The organism is Enterobacter sp. JH25 (assembly GCF_021725435.1).
GTDB classification, from domain to species: Bacteria; Pseudomonadota; Gammaproteobacteria; order Enterobacterales; family Enterobacteriaceae; genus Enterobacter; species Enterobacter intestinihominis.
In genome coordinates, this window is the sequence record NZ_CP091319.1 from 4,384,152 (window position 1) to 4,397,675 (window position 13,524).

The 13,524-nt window shown below is 57.1% G+C and carries 15 protein-coding genes; 11 read left to right on the top strand and 4 right to left on the bottom strand.

The window, feature by feature from the left end:
- Position 1 precedes the first annotated feature (1 nt).
- Genes L2Y28_RS21150 through acpT form a run of 5 tightly spaced genes read left to right on the top strand, consistent with a single transcriptional unit; the run spans position 2 to position 4,188 of the window.
- Complete coding sequence (locus L2Y28_RS21150) at positions 2-1,168, top strand: beta-ketoacyl-[acyl-carrier-protein] synthase family protein (protein ID WP_022649689.1); 1,167 nt, start codon at positions 2-4, stop codon at positions 1,166-1,168.
- Positions 1,168-1,641: a dehydratase gene (locus L2Y28_RS21155; RefSeq protein ID WP_022649690.1), complete on the top strand. Its 474-nt coding sequence runs from the start codon at positions 1,168-1,170 to the stop codon at positions 1,639-1,641. The genes L2Y28_RS21150 and L2Y28_RS21155 overlap by 1 nt, the downstream gene beginning before the upstream one ends.
- Positions 1,635-2,366: a 3-ketoacyl-ACP reductase FabG2 gene (locus tag L2Y28_RS21160; RefSeq protein WP_236919597.1), complete on the top strand. Its 732-nt coding sequence runs from the start codon at positions 1,635-1,637 to the stop codon at positions 2,364-2,366. Before L2Y28_RS21155 ends, L2Y28_RS21160 begins: the two co-directional genes overlap by 7 nt.
- A complete protein-coding gene (locus L2Y28_RS21165; RefSeq protein ID WP_022649692.1) occupies positions 2,363-3,592 on the top strand; it encodes a beta-ketoacyl-ACP synthase in 1,230 nt (409 codons plus the stop codon). Before L2Y28_RS21160 ends, L2Y28_RS21165 begins: the two co-directional genes overlap by 4 nt.
- A gap of 2 nt (positions 3,593-3,594) precedes the next feature.
- Positions 3,595-4,188 (top strand): 4'-phosphopantetheinyl transferase AcpT, encoded by a 594-nt coding sequence (gene acpT / locus L2Y28_RS21170; protein WP_022649693.1) that lies wholly within the window; start codon positions 3,595-3,597, stop codon positions 4,186-4,188.
- A gap of 59 nt (positions 4,189-4,247) precedes the next feature.
- Here acpT and L2Y28_RS21175 read toward each other — a convergent pair whose 3' ends face one another.
- Positions 4,248-4,754 carry a phenolic acid decarboxylase gene (locus L2Y28_RS21175; RefSeq protein ID WP_022649694.1) on the bottom strand — a complete coding sequence of 169 codons (507 nt, stop codon included), beginning with the start codon at positions 4,752-4,754 and terminating at the stop codon, positions 4,248-4,250.
- 99 nt (positions 4,755-4,853) lie between these two features.
- Here L2Y28_RS21175 and L2Y28_RS21180 point away from each other — a divergent pair, with 99 nt between their 5' ends.
- The 3 genes from L2Y28_RS21180 to L2Y28_RS21190 all read left to right on the top strand — a co-directional run bounded on the left by L2Y28_RS21180 (position 4,854) and on the right by L2Y28_RS21190 (position 7,331).
- Positions 4,854-5,735, top strand: a complete 882-nt coding sequence (locus tag L2Y28_RS21180; RefSeq protein ID WP_022649695.1) for a LysR family transcriptional regulator — start codon at positions 4,854-4,856, stop codon at positions 5,733-5,735.
- Positions 5,736-5,767: 32 nt separating this feature from the next.
- Positions 5,768-6,562 (top strand): SDR family NAD(P)-dependent oxidoreductase, encoded by a 795-nt coding sequence (locus L2Y28_RS21185; protein ID WP_022649696.1) that lies wholly within the window; start codon positions 5,768-5,770, stop codon positions 6,560-6,562.
- Between the two features lie 106 nt (positions 6,563-6,668).
- Positions 6,669-7,331, top strand: coding sequence for an HAD family hydrolase (locus L2Y28_RS21190; RefSeq protein WP_022649697.1), 663 nt, complete (start codon positions 6,669-6,671; stop codon positions 7,329-7,331).
- 60 nt (positions 7,332-7,391) lie between these two features.
- Here L2Y28_RS21190 and L2Y28_RS21195 read toward each other — a convergent pair whose 3' ends face one another.
- Positions 7,392-8,417, bottom strand: coding sequence for a TerC/Alx family metal homeostasis membrane protein (locus tag L2Y28_RS21195; protein ID WP_022649698.1), 1,026 nt, complete (start codon positions 8,415-8,417; stop codon positions 7,392-7,394).
- 328 nt (positions 8,418-8,745) lie between these two features.
- Here L2Y28_RS21195 and L2Y28_RS21200 point away from each other — a divergent pair, with 328 nt between their 5' ends.
- Complete coding sequence (locus tag L2Y28_RS21200; protein WP_022649699.1) at positions 8,746-10,080, top strand: MFS transporter; 1,335 nt, start codon at positions 8,746-8,748, stop codon at positions 10,078-10,080.
- Between the two features lie 36 nt (positions 10,081-10,116).
- On the opposite strand, the gene L2Y28_RS21205 is transcribed toward L2Y28_RS21200, so the two are convergent.
- Positions 10,117-10,854 (bottom strand): IclR family transcriptional regulator, encoded by a 738-nt coding sequence (locus L2Y28_RS21205; RefSeq protein WP_022649700.1) that lies wholly within the window; start codon positions 10,852-10,854, stop codon positions 10,117-10,119.
- 169 nt (positions 10,855-11,023) lie between these two features.
- Here L2Y28_RS21205 and L2Y28_RS21210 point away from each other — a divergent pair, with 169 nt between their 5' ends.
- On the top strand, positions 11,024-11,716 hold the full coding sequence (locus tag L2Y28_RS21210; protein ID WP_022649701.1) for an RraA family protein: 693 nt from the start codon (positions 11,024-11,026) through the stop codon (positions 11,714-11,716).
- Entirely contained in the window at positions 11,716-12,660 is a 945-nt protein-coding gene (locus tag L2Y28_RS21215; protein WP_022649702.1) for a hydroxyacid dehydrogenase, read from the top strand. Before L2Y28_RS21210 ends, L2Y28_RS21215 begins: the two co-directional genes overlap by 1 nt.
- A gap of 370 nt (positions 12,661-13,030) precedes the next feature.
- Here the strand turns inward: L2Y28_RS21215 and pcoE are convergent, their stop codons facing one another.
- Complete coding sequence (pcoE, locus tag L2Y28_RS21220) at positions 13,031-13,465, bottom strand: copper resistance system metallochaperone PcoE (RefSeq protein ID WP_000723069.1); 435 nt, start codon at positions 13,463-13,465, stop codon at positions 13,031-13,033.
- Between the last annotated feature and the right edge of the window lie 59 nt (positions 13,466-13,524).

Genomic DNA, 13,524 nt, shown 5'->3' on the forward strand with positions numbered 1-13,524 from the left:
GATGATTTACCTTTCTGCCGTTGGCATGGTCAACGCGCTCGGCAACTCGGCTGATGAAATAGCGGCAAACCTGAACGCTGGCGTGGCCCCCGGGATGCGCCAGCGTGCGGGCTGGCTACAGGGCTTACCCGAGGCCGTGCTGGGCGGGGTGGAGGGTGATCTTCCCCCTGTTCCCGGGTCTTTTTCTGCGCATCGAAGTCGCAACAACCAGCTGCTGCTGGCGGCGCTGGCGCAAATCCGGCCCGCCGTCGATGCGGCCATTGCGCGCGTGGGGCGCGACCGCGTGGCGGTGGTGCTGGGCACCAGCACCTCCGGACTGGACGAGGGTGATGAGTACGTGCGCCGCACGCAGAACGGCGAGCGCAGTCCGCAGTGGCAATATCCGCAGCAGGAGCTGGGCGATCCGTCGCGCTTTCTCGCCAGCTGGCTTGCGCTGGACGGCCCGGCGAATACCATCTCGACCGCCTGCTCCTCCAGCGCACGGGCGATCATCAGCGGCCGTCGCCTGATCGACGCCGGTCTGGTGGACGTCGCCATCGTCGGCGGGGCCGACAGCCTGAGCCGCATGCCGGTCAACGGCTTCAACAGCCTGGAATCCTTCTCCCCGACCCTGTGCGAACCGTTTGGCCGCAACCGTCGGGGGATCACCATTGGCGAAGCGGCAGCACTGATGGTACTGACCCGCGAGCCGGGTGAGATTGCGCTCCTGGGCGCGGGGGAATCCAGCGATGCGTACCATATTTCCGCCCCACATCCGCAGGGCGAAGGGGCGATCCGCGCCATCACCCAGGCGCTGAACGAGGCGGGCATGACGGCGGCGGACGTCGGTTATATCAACCTGCACGGCACCGCCACGCCGCTGAACGATCGCATTGAGGCGCAGGTGATCCACGATCTCTTTGGCGACCGAGTGCCGTGCAGCTCCACGAAACATCTTACCGGCCACACGCTGGGTGCCGCCGGGATCACCGAGGCCGCCCTGAGCTGGCTGATCCTGACCCGAGACCTGCCGCTGCCGCCGCAGGATTTTTCCCGCTACGCGCCGGACGACACCCTGCCCGCCTTCGGCCTACTGCACCAGAGCGTACCGCTGAAAAAAGCGGTGATCCTGTCAAACTCCTTCGCGTTTGGCGGCAACAACGCCAGCCTTCTGCTGGGGAGAGTATGATGCGCTACTTACCACCCGGGGATTATCTTCCTCACGACACGCCGATGCTGCTGCTTGAGAGCGTGGAAAGCGTCACCGATGACCGCGCCATTTGCAACGTGACGGTGAACGAACGGGGCGTTCTGGCGCCGTTTCTGGACGCAGGCGGCAACCTGCCCGGCTGGTTTGCGCTGGAGCTGATGGCTCAGACCGTGGGCGTCTGGTCTGAATGGCACCGGATGCAAAAAGGGCTGCCGCACTGTGCGCTGGGTATGGTGCTGGGCGCGCGCGAGCTGGTGTGCGACGCAGGGCATTTTGCCGCAGGCAGCACGCTGATCATCACCATCGAACGTCTGATGCAGGATGAGCGCTTTGGCAGCTTCGAGTGCACAATTCATGCGGATAATATTTCCCTCGCCACGGGCCGCGTAAACACCTTCCAGCCGAGCGAGGAAGAATTAACCACACTTTTTAACCAGGGAACACCATCATGAGATCCGTACTGGTCACCGGCGCCAGCAAAGGCATTGGCCGCGCTATCGCCCTTCAGCTTGCGGCGGACGGTTTCACCGTCGGCGTGCATTACCATCGTGATGAAGCGGGCGCGCAGGAGACGCTTGAGGCGATTGTCCAGACAGGCGGCGCAGGCCGTTTACTCACCTTTGACGTGGGCAACCGCGAGCAGTGCCGTACGGTGCTGGAACAGGCGATCGCTGACCACGGCGCGTGGTATGGCGTGGTCAGTAACGCCGGTATTACCCGCGACGGCGCATTTCCGGCGCTCAGCGACGATGACTGGGACAGCGTGATCCACACCAATCTCGACAGTTTTTATAACGTCATTCATCCCTGCATTATGCCGATGATCGGCACCCGCAAGGGCGGGCGGATCATCACCCTGTCGTCGGTGTCAGGCATTATGGGCAACCGTGGGCAGGTGAACTACAGCGCGGCGAAAGCCGGGATCATCGGCGCCACCAAAGCGCTCGCCACCGAGCTGGCAAAACGCAAAATCACCGTCAACTGCATCGCGCCGGGGCTGATTGATACCGGTATGAGCGAGATGGATGAAGCCGCGCTGAACGCGGCGATGTCGATGATCCCGATGCAGCGTATGGGCCAGGCCGAGGAAGTGGCCGGGCTGGCGAGCTACCTGATGTCGGATAAAGCAGGCTATGTGACGCGACAGGTGATATCGATCAACGGAGGCATGCTATGACCCGCCGGGTAGTGATTACGGGCATGGGCGGCATCACCGCATTCGGCGAGGACTGGCCGACCATCTCGCGCCGTCTGCGCGAGTATGAAAATGCGGTACGTACCATGACGGAGTGGCAGGCGTATGACGGCCTGCAAACCCTGCTCGCCGCGCCGATTGAAGATTTCACTCTGCCCGCTCACTATACCCGTAAGCGCATTCGCGCCATGGGCCGCGTGTCGCTGCTCTCAACCCGCGCCACCGAGCTGGCGCTGGAGCAGGCGGGCCTGATCGACGACGCGGTACTGACCAACGGTCAGACCGGCATCGCCTACGGCTCGTCGACGGGCAGCACCGGACCGGTCAGCGAGTTTGCCTCCATGCTCACCGAAAAGCACACCCACAACATCACCGGCACCACCTACGTGCAGATGATGCCGCACACCACGGCGGTGAATACCGGACTGTTCTTTGGCCTGCGCGGACGGGTGATCCCCACCTCAAGCGCCTGTACCTCTGGCAGCCAGGCGATTGGCTACGCCTGGGAAGCGATTCGTCACGGCTACCAGACCGTGATGGTGGCAGGCGGCGCGGAAGAGCTGTGCCCGTCGGAAGCGGCGGTTTTCGATACCCTGTTTGCCACCAGCCAGCGTAACGACGCGCCCAAAACCACGCCGTCGCCGTTTGACGTTCAGCGCGATGGCCTGGTGATTGGCGAAGGGGCGGGCACGCTGGTGCTGGAAGCGCTGGATCACGCCAGAGCACGCGGGGCGACAATCTATGGCGAGATCGTGGGCTTTGCCACCAACTGCGATGCGGCGCACATCACCCAGCCCCAGCGTGAAACCATGCAGGTGTGTATGGAGCAGTCGCTGGCGATGGCGGGTCTTAGCCCGCAGGACATTGGCTACATTTCTGCCCACGGCACGGCAACCGATCGCGGGGATATCGCCGAGAGTCAGGCGACCGCCGCTATTTTCGGCGACAGCGTGCCCATTTCATCCTTAAAGAGCTATTTCGGCCATACCCTGGGTGCCTGCGGCGCGCTGGAAGCCTTGCTGAGTCTGCATATGATGCGGGAGGGCTGGTTCACGCCGACGCTCAATTTAAGACAACCGGATGAGCAATGCGGCGCTTTAGATTATATTATGGGGGAAATCCACCCGATTGATTGCGAATTTATTCAGAGCAATAACTTTGCCTTTGGCGGCATTAATACCTCGATAATCATTAAACGCTGGGCGTAACTATGTACCAGTTTGTACTGGGAAAGATCTCCACCCTTAGCGCGGACCCGCTGGCGTCAACGCTCGCAGACATGGCACCTCAGGGTGCGCGATACGCTTCCTGGCTTGCAGGCCGGACGCTGCTCGCCAGAACTTTATCCCCCTCACCGCTTCCCGAGATAATCTACGGCGAGCAGGGAAAACCGGCCTTCGCTAACGGCCATCCGCTGTGGTTTAACCTGAGCCACAGCGGGGACGATATTGCCATGCTGATAAGCGATGAAGGCGAGGTTGGCTGCGATATCGAAGTGATCCGCCCGCGGGAGAACTGGCAGGCGCTGGCGAATGCCGTTTTCAGCCTCACCGAGCATGACGAGCTGGAGCGTGAAGCACCGGAAGAGCAGCTTTCCGCATTCTGGCGCATCTGGACGCGCAAAGAGGCGATCGTCAAACAGCGTGGCGGCAGCGCGTGGCAGATTGTCAGCATTGACAGCACCGCCCAGTCGCTCCCGGTCAGCCAGCTGCGCTTCGGCTCGCTGAGCCTGGCGGTCTGTACTCCTACGCCTTTCACCTTAACGGCGGAATCGGTGACTTACTCCGGTATTTCTGCAGCATAAAAAACGGCCATTCGGGTTAAAACCGAAATGGCCGTTGTACATTTAATGCGTTGCTAAGCTTATTTTAAATTATCTGGAAAGTTTTTTGGCAACTCGCTGGCAGCACACGCAATAACGCTATCGTCATTCGCACCGCAGTCGCGTACAAAAGTAATCGTCGCAAATTCATCAATCACTTCGGTTGGATACGCTGGCCCGGCATCACGGTAGCTGTTCATCAGCGGAATGTGATCGTTCTGGAAGCAGACGGTTTTTTCCGGATTATTCATGACCCAGCGTGGGAAGAAGATGGTGCCGTGGAACAGGCGGTCGCCCAGGTTCACAATCAGGCTCACGTCGGTACCGGTTGGCTCCGTCCAGGAAATTTTATAGATGCTTTCCCCGACGCGGACAATGTAGGCCTGCTGATCTTTCACCCAACGATTGCCCACCAGACCGCTGTGAATACGGTAGTCGAGCGTGTTCTCGTTTTTAACGTAAATTTCGTAGTTCCAGCCATTGTCGTAGGTATATACCAGATGTTTGCCGACGAAGCCGCTTAAATCATGTTTATCGAAGGTGCTCATAAGATGTCTCCTTTGTTTTGATGAGACGATCGTACCCCTTCAAAAAATGAATGAATAACGCTATGTTTGAATCAAATTCATCCAAAATTTAGATTAATCATGCACAAGACGACGCTCGAACAGTGGGCCTTGCTGGAAAGAGTCATCGAGGCTGGCAGCTTCGCTAAGGCGGCGGAAGAGACCCATCGCAGCCAGTCCTCGGTCAGCTATAACCTGTCGCTTTTGCAGGAGCGGCTGGGCGTAGCGCTCCTGATGACAGAGGGACGCCGTGCCGTGCTGACCCCGGCGGGTGAGCTGTTGCTGAACCAGGTTAAACCGCTGCTGAAAGCCTTCGCCTATGTTGAAACGCGCGCTGCGACCCTGCGCAGCGGGATGCGAACCCGTATCGACCTGATGGTAGACAGTATTTTTCCGCGCAGCCGGCTGTTCGCGATTTTGCGCCAGTTTCAGCAGCTGTACCCGCAAACGCAGGTGCGGCTTACCGAGGTACTGGAAAACAGCCGCGCAGATGCGCTCAATGATGAGGCCGACGTGATGGTCTTAACCCGCCGCCAGGACATTACCGGCCTGGGCGAATGGCTGATGAATATCGATTTTGTTGCCGTCGCGCATCACGCGCACCCGCTGTTTGCGCTGGATACACCGCTTAACGACGAGATGCTTCGACCGTGGCCGCGCATTCAGATCGCAGACAGCCAGCCCACCGTTCGCCCCACCGGGGAGTCGTGGACATTCTCCACCATCGATGCCGCGATCGAAGCAGTGATGTATCAGGTTGGATATGGCTGGTTACCGGAAGAACGCATTCAGACCCCGCTCCAGCAGGGCATCCTCCAAATCCTGCCCCTCAGCCACGGCGTTCGACGCGCCACGCCGCTGCACCTCATCGTTAAACGCTCCCTCAGCCCGCTGGACGAGCAGGTTGAGACGCTGTTGCGCCTTTTTAAACAGGAGCCGTCATCGTCAACTGCTACGCTTTAAGTTTTGAACCATAAAACGACAAGGAGTGAACGATGAAAATCGATTTAACGGGGAAAGTAGCGCTGGTGACCGCGTCCACCGGCGGTATTGGGTTTGCCATCGCCCGCGGACTGGCGGAGAGCGGTGCGGAAGTGATCGTCAACGGGCGCAGCGTCGACTCGGTGAACAAAGGCATTCAGGCGCTCCAGCAGGTGGTGCCAGGCGTACAGGTCCGTGCCGCCATCGCCGACCTGAGCTCGCAGGAGGGCGTTGACGAACTGCTCAGGGTCGCCACGCACGTCGATATTCTGGTGAATAACGCCGGGATCTATGGCCAGCAGGATTTTTATTCCACCGACGACGAGACCTGGGAACGCTACTGGCAAACCAACGTGATGTCCGGCGTGCGCCTCTCCCGTGCCCTGCTGCCCGGTATGGTACAAAAAGGCTGGGGTCGGGTAGTGTTTATCTCGTCAGAATCGGCCTGCAATATTCCTGCGGATATGATCCACTATGGCGTGACAAAAACCGCCCAGCTCTCGCTGGCGCGCGGTCTGGCGAAGTTCGTGGCAGGCAGCGGCGTCACGGTGAACAGCGTGCTGCCGGGCCCGACAATGTCGGACGGTTTTGCCGCAATGATGAAAGACGAGATGGAGAGAACCGGCAAATCGCTGGAGCAGCTGGCGAAAGCGTTCGTGATGGAGAATCGCCCCAGCTCGGTTATTCAGCGCGCCGCAACGGTAGAAGAAGTGGCGAATATGGTGGTGTATGTCTGTTCCATGCAGGCCTCCGCGACTTCCGGCGCGGCGCTGCGCGTTGACGGTGGCGTGGTGGATGACATAGTTTGACACGTCAGGCCACAGGTTCGAGAAAAAATGAGATCGGATAGAAGGACTGTGAAGGTAAAGCAGGTAAACTAGTGAACAGAATGTGTATTTCAGCTAAGACGTATTTATGACCAATATGATTGCCGACGAAGCCGTGGCGAAGTCCAGCGTGCTCTCTGTCTTTGACTTTGATGGTACGTTGACGCACCACGACAGTTTTATTCCGTTCCTGCGCTTTGCCTTTGGCAAGCGCTACTTTGCGGGTCGCCTGGTGCGCATGGCCCTGCCCACGCTGCACTGCGTGCGTCGCAAGCTGACGCGTGATGAGCTGAAAGAGGTGTTGATCAAAACCTTCCTGACGGGGGTGGATGAGCACTGGTTACGTCAGCAGGCAGAGGCCTTCTGTGAAAAATACTGGAACAAGCTGATGCGCCCGGAAGGGGTCATGGCTGTCGCCAACGAAGTTAATTCCGGTGCGGAAGTGACGATTTGCTCCGCCTCCCCGGCGCTGGTATTGCAGCCGTGGGCCGATAAGCTCGGCATTAAGCTGATTGGCACGCAGCTGGAAGTGAAAGACGGCAAGCTGACCGGGCGGATCACCGGCAACAACTGCCGCTGCGCGCAGAAAGTGGCGAGGCTGGAAAAGGTGTATGGCGATCTGAACGCATATCACCTGCGCGCCTGGGGCGACACACGTGGCGACCACGAGCTGCTGGCGGCGGCGCAGGATCCGCACTGGCGCCATTTCCATCATCCGCGCAAGCGCCGAAACTCACCAATTAAGGGTTAGGTGCGGCCCGGTGCCCTCACCCCGGCCCTCTCCCACAGGGAGAGGGAGAAAAGCGATACATCAGGCCTCACGTTTCCCCGGGAACATCACGCTCGCAATAATCCCCAGCGCCAGAACCCCCAGCACCACAAACAGGCTTGCCGTGGCACCGATGTTATAACCGTGATGCCAGAAGTGATCGGTCGCATTCAGCCCCAGCTTGAACGCCACGAAGAACAGCAGTAACACTACCGCTTTCTCAAGATGCACCAGATACTGCTTCAGCGCTTCCAGCACGAAGTAGAGGGTACGCAGGCCGAGGATCGCGAACATCATGGCGCTGTAGATAATCAGCGGCTCGCGGCTGACGGCAATGATCGCGGGAACGGAGTCGAAGGCGAACATCACGTCGGACAGCTCTACCACCGCCACGCAGAGCAGCAGCGGCGTCGCGTAGCGCTTCGCCTTCTTCACGCGACCTACCATCACATCCTTGTTTTCAGGCTTCTCCAGCTCGGCGTCCACCTCTTTTTGGGTCAGGATAAACGCGTGGCTGCTGATTTTTGGCCAGACCGGATAGAAGCGTTTTACCAGGCGGTACGCCAGATGGTTGGAGTAATCCTCGACTTCATCACTCTCTTCATTGCGTTTCAGCATCATCACCGCCGTCCAGCCGACGACCAGCGCAAAAATCACCTCAACGTATGGCCCCAGGCTCAGCAGGCTGGTGCCGATGGCAACAAAAATACCGCGGAACACAATCGCCCCCAGCACGCCCCAGTAGAGCACGCGGTGACGATACTTATCCGGCACGCCGAGCCAGGCGAAGATCGCCATCATCACAAACAGGTTGTCGACGGAGAGCACCTCTTCCAGTGCATAGCCGGTGAGGAAAAGACTGGCCATCTCCGCGCCGTGGTGCACGTATAAGAAGCCAGCAAACGCCATCGCCATCATGACCCAGAAGATGGACCACATGGCCGCGCTTTTCAGCGAGATCGGTTTATCGTGACGGTGCATGAAGAGGTCGATAAACATCGCCCCAACGGCCATCACCACAAAGACAACAACGGTTTCCGTCGGGAAACCGAGATGAGCAGCAGACATAGACAACCCTTTTAAGAAGACAAAACACAACACCATGCAGGCTGGCGTAAACCAGAAGTGAGAATGGGGGAACGTGTTATTCGCCTATACCCCACAAAACCGCAGCTCTTTGGCTGCGCAAGGTGTGTACTTTACCTCACAACGGGGGGTGGCGCATCTGTCGTTTAGGCTCACGAGGTAAAGCCCGTTAACTGTGAGTCACGTCTTATTTACATCATTTAAACCTTCCATTAACTGGATAAAAAGAAGGCGCCGACGCTATAGTGGTTTTGTTTAATAAAACAGAGTTGTACCTGATAAAACCAAGAACAGACCCTGCGAGGAACACATGACAGAACATATTCGTAATGGCACTGCCGCCACTGAGGACATAGAAAGAGAGACTATGCGCAAGGTGATCTGGCGTATCCTCCCGTTTCTGATAGTCAGTTATCTGGTCTCCATTATCGATCGCGGCAATATCGGCATGGCTTCGCTACAGATGAATGAGGATCTCGGTCTCAGCAAAGCGGCGTTTGGCTTCGCCAGTAGCCTCTATTTCGTGGCGTATTTTCTGTTTGAAGTTCCAAGCAATCTGGCAATGCAGAAAGTTGGCGCACGTCTGTGGATCCCCCGCATTATGATCAGCTGGGGGGTGGTATCCATGTGTATGGCACTGGTACAAAACACGACGTCGCTTTATATCGTGCGTTTTCTGCTGGGTGCCGCGGAGGCGGGCTTCTTCCCCGGCGTCGTACTCTTTCTGACCTGGTGGATCCCTTCCCGCTACCGTGCGCGAATTATCGCGTCCTTTATGGTCGCGATCCCGCTGGCCAATTTTATTGGCTCGCCGCTGTCCGGGTTGATTCTGTCGCTGGATGGATGGCTGGGTCTGCGCGGCTGGCATCTGCTGTTTATCATTGAAGGTTTACCCGCCGTCCTGCTGGGTATTGCCGCCTGGTTTGTTCTTCGCGATCGTCCGCACCAGGCTAACTGGCTTAACGCGGAACAGAAAAAATGGCTGGAAACGACGCTTGAAACCGAGCGTCAACAGCAAAAAAATATCGGACACCAGACGACATGGCAGCTGCTCAGGCATCGTCAAATCTGGCTGCTGGCGCTGATTTACGCAGGCGCGTCATCAGCGGGCACCACCATCAGCGTCTGGTCACCGCAGCTGCTGAAATCGTTCCACCTTGATAATCTGGAGACGGGTCTGTTCAACGCCATTCCTTACGGTCTGGCATCCGTACTGATGATTGTGTGGGGACGCAGTTCGGACCGAACCAACGAACGCCGCTGGCATACCGCTCTGACCCTTTTCATTATTGCCGCAGGCGTATTTGCCGCCTTTGTCAGCGTCTCTCTTTCCGCCACCATTGTTATCCTGAGCATCATGCTGATAGGGGCGTATTCAATGAAGGGGCCTTTCTGGGCGCTGGCGTCAGGCTGGATGAGCAGCACGTCGGCGGCTGCGGGGCTGGCTGCAATTGGCGCCATCGCTAACCTTATCGGCGGTGCGGTGATGGTCAACGCTTACGGTATTATCAACGAACGGACGGGTAGCCACACGCTGGCCATGCTTCCTCTGGCGGCGTTATGCGTCACGGGGGGTATCGCGGTATTGGTGATGGGACGCCAGGCCAGCAATGCTCAGTTGCATGAAAAGCAGGTCACCCATTAGACATAACAAAAGCGGGACGCACGTCCCGCTTTATGCTTAGAGACTCTCTTCCGCAGTATCCTGCGTTTCCCCATAAAACTGCTGGCAAAAAGGCTTACTGGCCCCCATTTTCTGTGACAGGCGGCTGGCGGTGGCATGCATTAGCTGGCTGATCCCCTGTTCACGGCGATCTTCAATCAGTCTGGAGATGGGCCCGGTCAACGCCAGCGCCGCAATCAGCTTGTCATTGACGCCGAAGACGGGCATTGCGAACGCCGCAGTATGCGGGTCACGGGCGCCTGCGGTATAGAGCGGAACAGCGGGCTCCCCCTCTGGCAGCGCGTCATTAAGGCCCCAGTGGCGAAGCACTTTACTGATGGCAGAATCGTCCAGCGGAAACTGAGTACCCGGCAGATTGCTGTGACGCAACCCGTGCGATGCTTCTGCCCGGAACAGGCACAGACGTTGCCCGCCTTCTAACACATACCAGCTGGCGCTCTCCTGAGAGGCCTGTGATAACGCCTGAAGCTCAGGCTGCACCACCCGGGAAAGATGGAAAGATTGTTCATAAAGTTTGCCAAGGTAAAGCAGACGTGGGCCAAGCGCATAATTGCCGTCATCATGCCTGACGACATAGTTCATTCGCTCAAGCGAATTCATTAACCGGTAAACCGTGGTTTTGTGATAACCCGATAGCTGCGCCAGCGCGGTCAGCGTCAGGCTCTCATCGCCGGGACGGAAGCAATCCAGTAAAGCCAGCGCCTTTTCGACCGCTACAACGCCTTCGTTACCCATCATCATCTCCTTTTCTGCTCGGCAGTGAGTGTACCTCAATTTTTGTGAGTCACTTCGTGTTTACATCACAAACGCCATCGCAGATCTGGCTAATGGGAAAGTAACACCGCTATAGTTGTTTTGTATTGTACACCTGCATTGTACACAGTAAAACAATATGGAGGCATATATGTCCGTTTCTGAAAAATCATTGATTAATCGTCAGGTCGAACGCGTATCGGCTGAACAGGTTCACCAGGCTGCCGAGTATCAGGCCGCCATTCTGGCGGATGTTGCCGGTCGCCGCGGTACACTCCATGGTCGTATCAAACCGCTCGCGCCTCACATGGCCGTTGCGGGCCCGGCAGTCACCGTGGAGGTGCGCCCGGGAGATAATCTGGCCATCCATGCCGCAATGGCCGTAGCACAGCCTGGCGATGTGTTGGTTGTTGACGGGAAAGGCGACCTGACCTGTGCGCTGCTCGGTGAGATTATGGCGACGCAGGCCCAGGCAAGCGGTATTGCGGGCATCATCATTGACGGGGCGGTACGTGATGCCGATACCCTGAGTAAAGGGCACTACCCCGTCTTCGCCGCCGGTCTTAACCCCTGTGGCCCGACAAAATCAATTCCTGGCCGGGTTAATCACCCCATCTCTATCGCTGGTGCAACGGTACGAGCCGGGGATCTGGTGGTCGCGGATATCGACGGCGTGGTGGTGATCCCGCGTGATGAAGTGCAGGCCGTTATCGCCATGGCCAAAGGGAAACTCGAAACAGAGACCCGACGTCTTGCTGCTATTCGTGAGGGCGATTTACGTCCACACTGGCTTAACGACGCGCTGCGTAAGGCAGGCATGTTATCTGACGGGGAGACGCTGTAATGGAAGATAAACGCGTTGTACTGGTCACGGGATGCGACCTGGCGGACCAGGCTGTCAGCATGCTGCGAGACTTTGACGTGGTGTATGCCGGTCACCAGCCCACAGAAGATCAGCTGGTTACGCTGTGCGAACGGCACAATCCTGTGGCCATCCTGGTGCGTTACGGCAAAATAACCGCAAGGATCATGGATGCAGCCCCTGCATTACAGGTTATATCGAAACACGGAAGCGGCATTGACGTGATAGACCAGCCAGCGGCAGCGGCGCGTAATATCGCCGTTCGTTCCGCCCCCGGCGCCAATGCGGCAGCGGTTGCAGAACATACCTGGGGATTGATTCTGGCTTGTGCCAAATCCGTGGTCACCCTCGATAAACGTCTGCGCGACGGGCACTGGGATAAAGCCACGCACAAATCTATCGAGCTGGAAGGCATGACGCTGGGGCTTATCGGTCTGGGGGCGATTGGCTCGCGGGTTGCGCTGGTGGGGCAGGCATTCGGCATGCAGATTGTGGCGTATGATCCTTACGCTAAAACGATGCCATCTGGTTGTGAACGGGCAAACACCTTACCCGACCTTTTATCCCGTGCCGATGTTATCTCATTGCATTGTCCGCTCACTGACGACAACAGAGGAATGATCAACGCAGACACGCTCGCGCACTGTAAACGTAACGCGATTCTGGTGAACACAGCGCGCGGCGGGTTAATTAACGATGAAGCCCTGTTACACGCGCTGAAGGATGGAACCTTGCACAGCGCAGCACTCGACAGCTTTACCAGCGAGCCACTGACCGCCCCGAACCTGTGGCAGACCGTCGATAACGTCATCATTTCGCCGCACATTGGCGGCGTCAGCGCAGCGTCATACATCAAGATGGGAACCGTGGCCGCCAGCAATATTCTGGACGTTGTACACCTGGCTGACGTCGCCGTCAGCCCCTGAAATGCAATGATGAATGACCGCGCCCGCTTGTCATTTACCCTCAGCTGTGTAGAGACATTAAAGTTGTATCCTTTAACCTGAAAAAGACTTTAAAGTTGTAAAGTTTTAAAAAAAACACATACAAAACATGATGCTAAGTGTGTATCACACGCTGTTCCAACATTATGCCTTGATGTTCTTGCAGGAACTGCAATTTACAGGAGGAAAAAGGTGTTTTTGTAGTTATCTGGCGTTACGTGACAGTGTTGGTCAGATACTTCCACCTCTTCAGAGTTAAAGTTTGATATATGGGAAAAAAAAACGCTCCCGGACGGGAGCGTAAGCCAGTGACTTCGGCGTCAAATGAGGGTCTAACAAGTGGAGCTGCGGGTTAATTCTGGGTGATCTGACTGCGATGCTTATCAGCCTGCTGCTGGTGAACAACGGAAGACTGACCATTATTCGCCTTCTCATGTACAGCTGCGGCCTTCTCATGCTCGCTCATTTCAGAAAATGACTTTGCTGTTTCGTTGGTAGCTCCGGGTTTAGCTTTCATCATTTTTTTATGCATTTCAGCCATGTCCTGGTGGGCAGCAGAATTGCTGTTTTGCATCATGTCATGGGACATTGCGGCCTGATCGTGACTGCTCATATCCATCATTGTCATGCTGTCTCCCTGAATTGCACTTTTTTCAGCAGATGACTGCATCTGGTGGGCAGGTGCCTGTGCATTATTTACCTGGTCATGCATGTTCATTGTCTCTGCAGCCATGGCAGATGAAGCGGCAGCCATAATGGCAACAAATGATACGAGAATCTTTTTCATGGTTGGGTCTCCGGTGTTTACATACCCAAACAATCAATGGCTTATAACAGAGAAAGCAG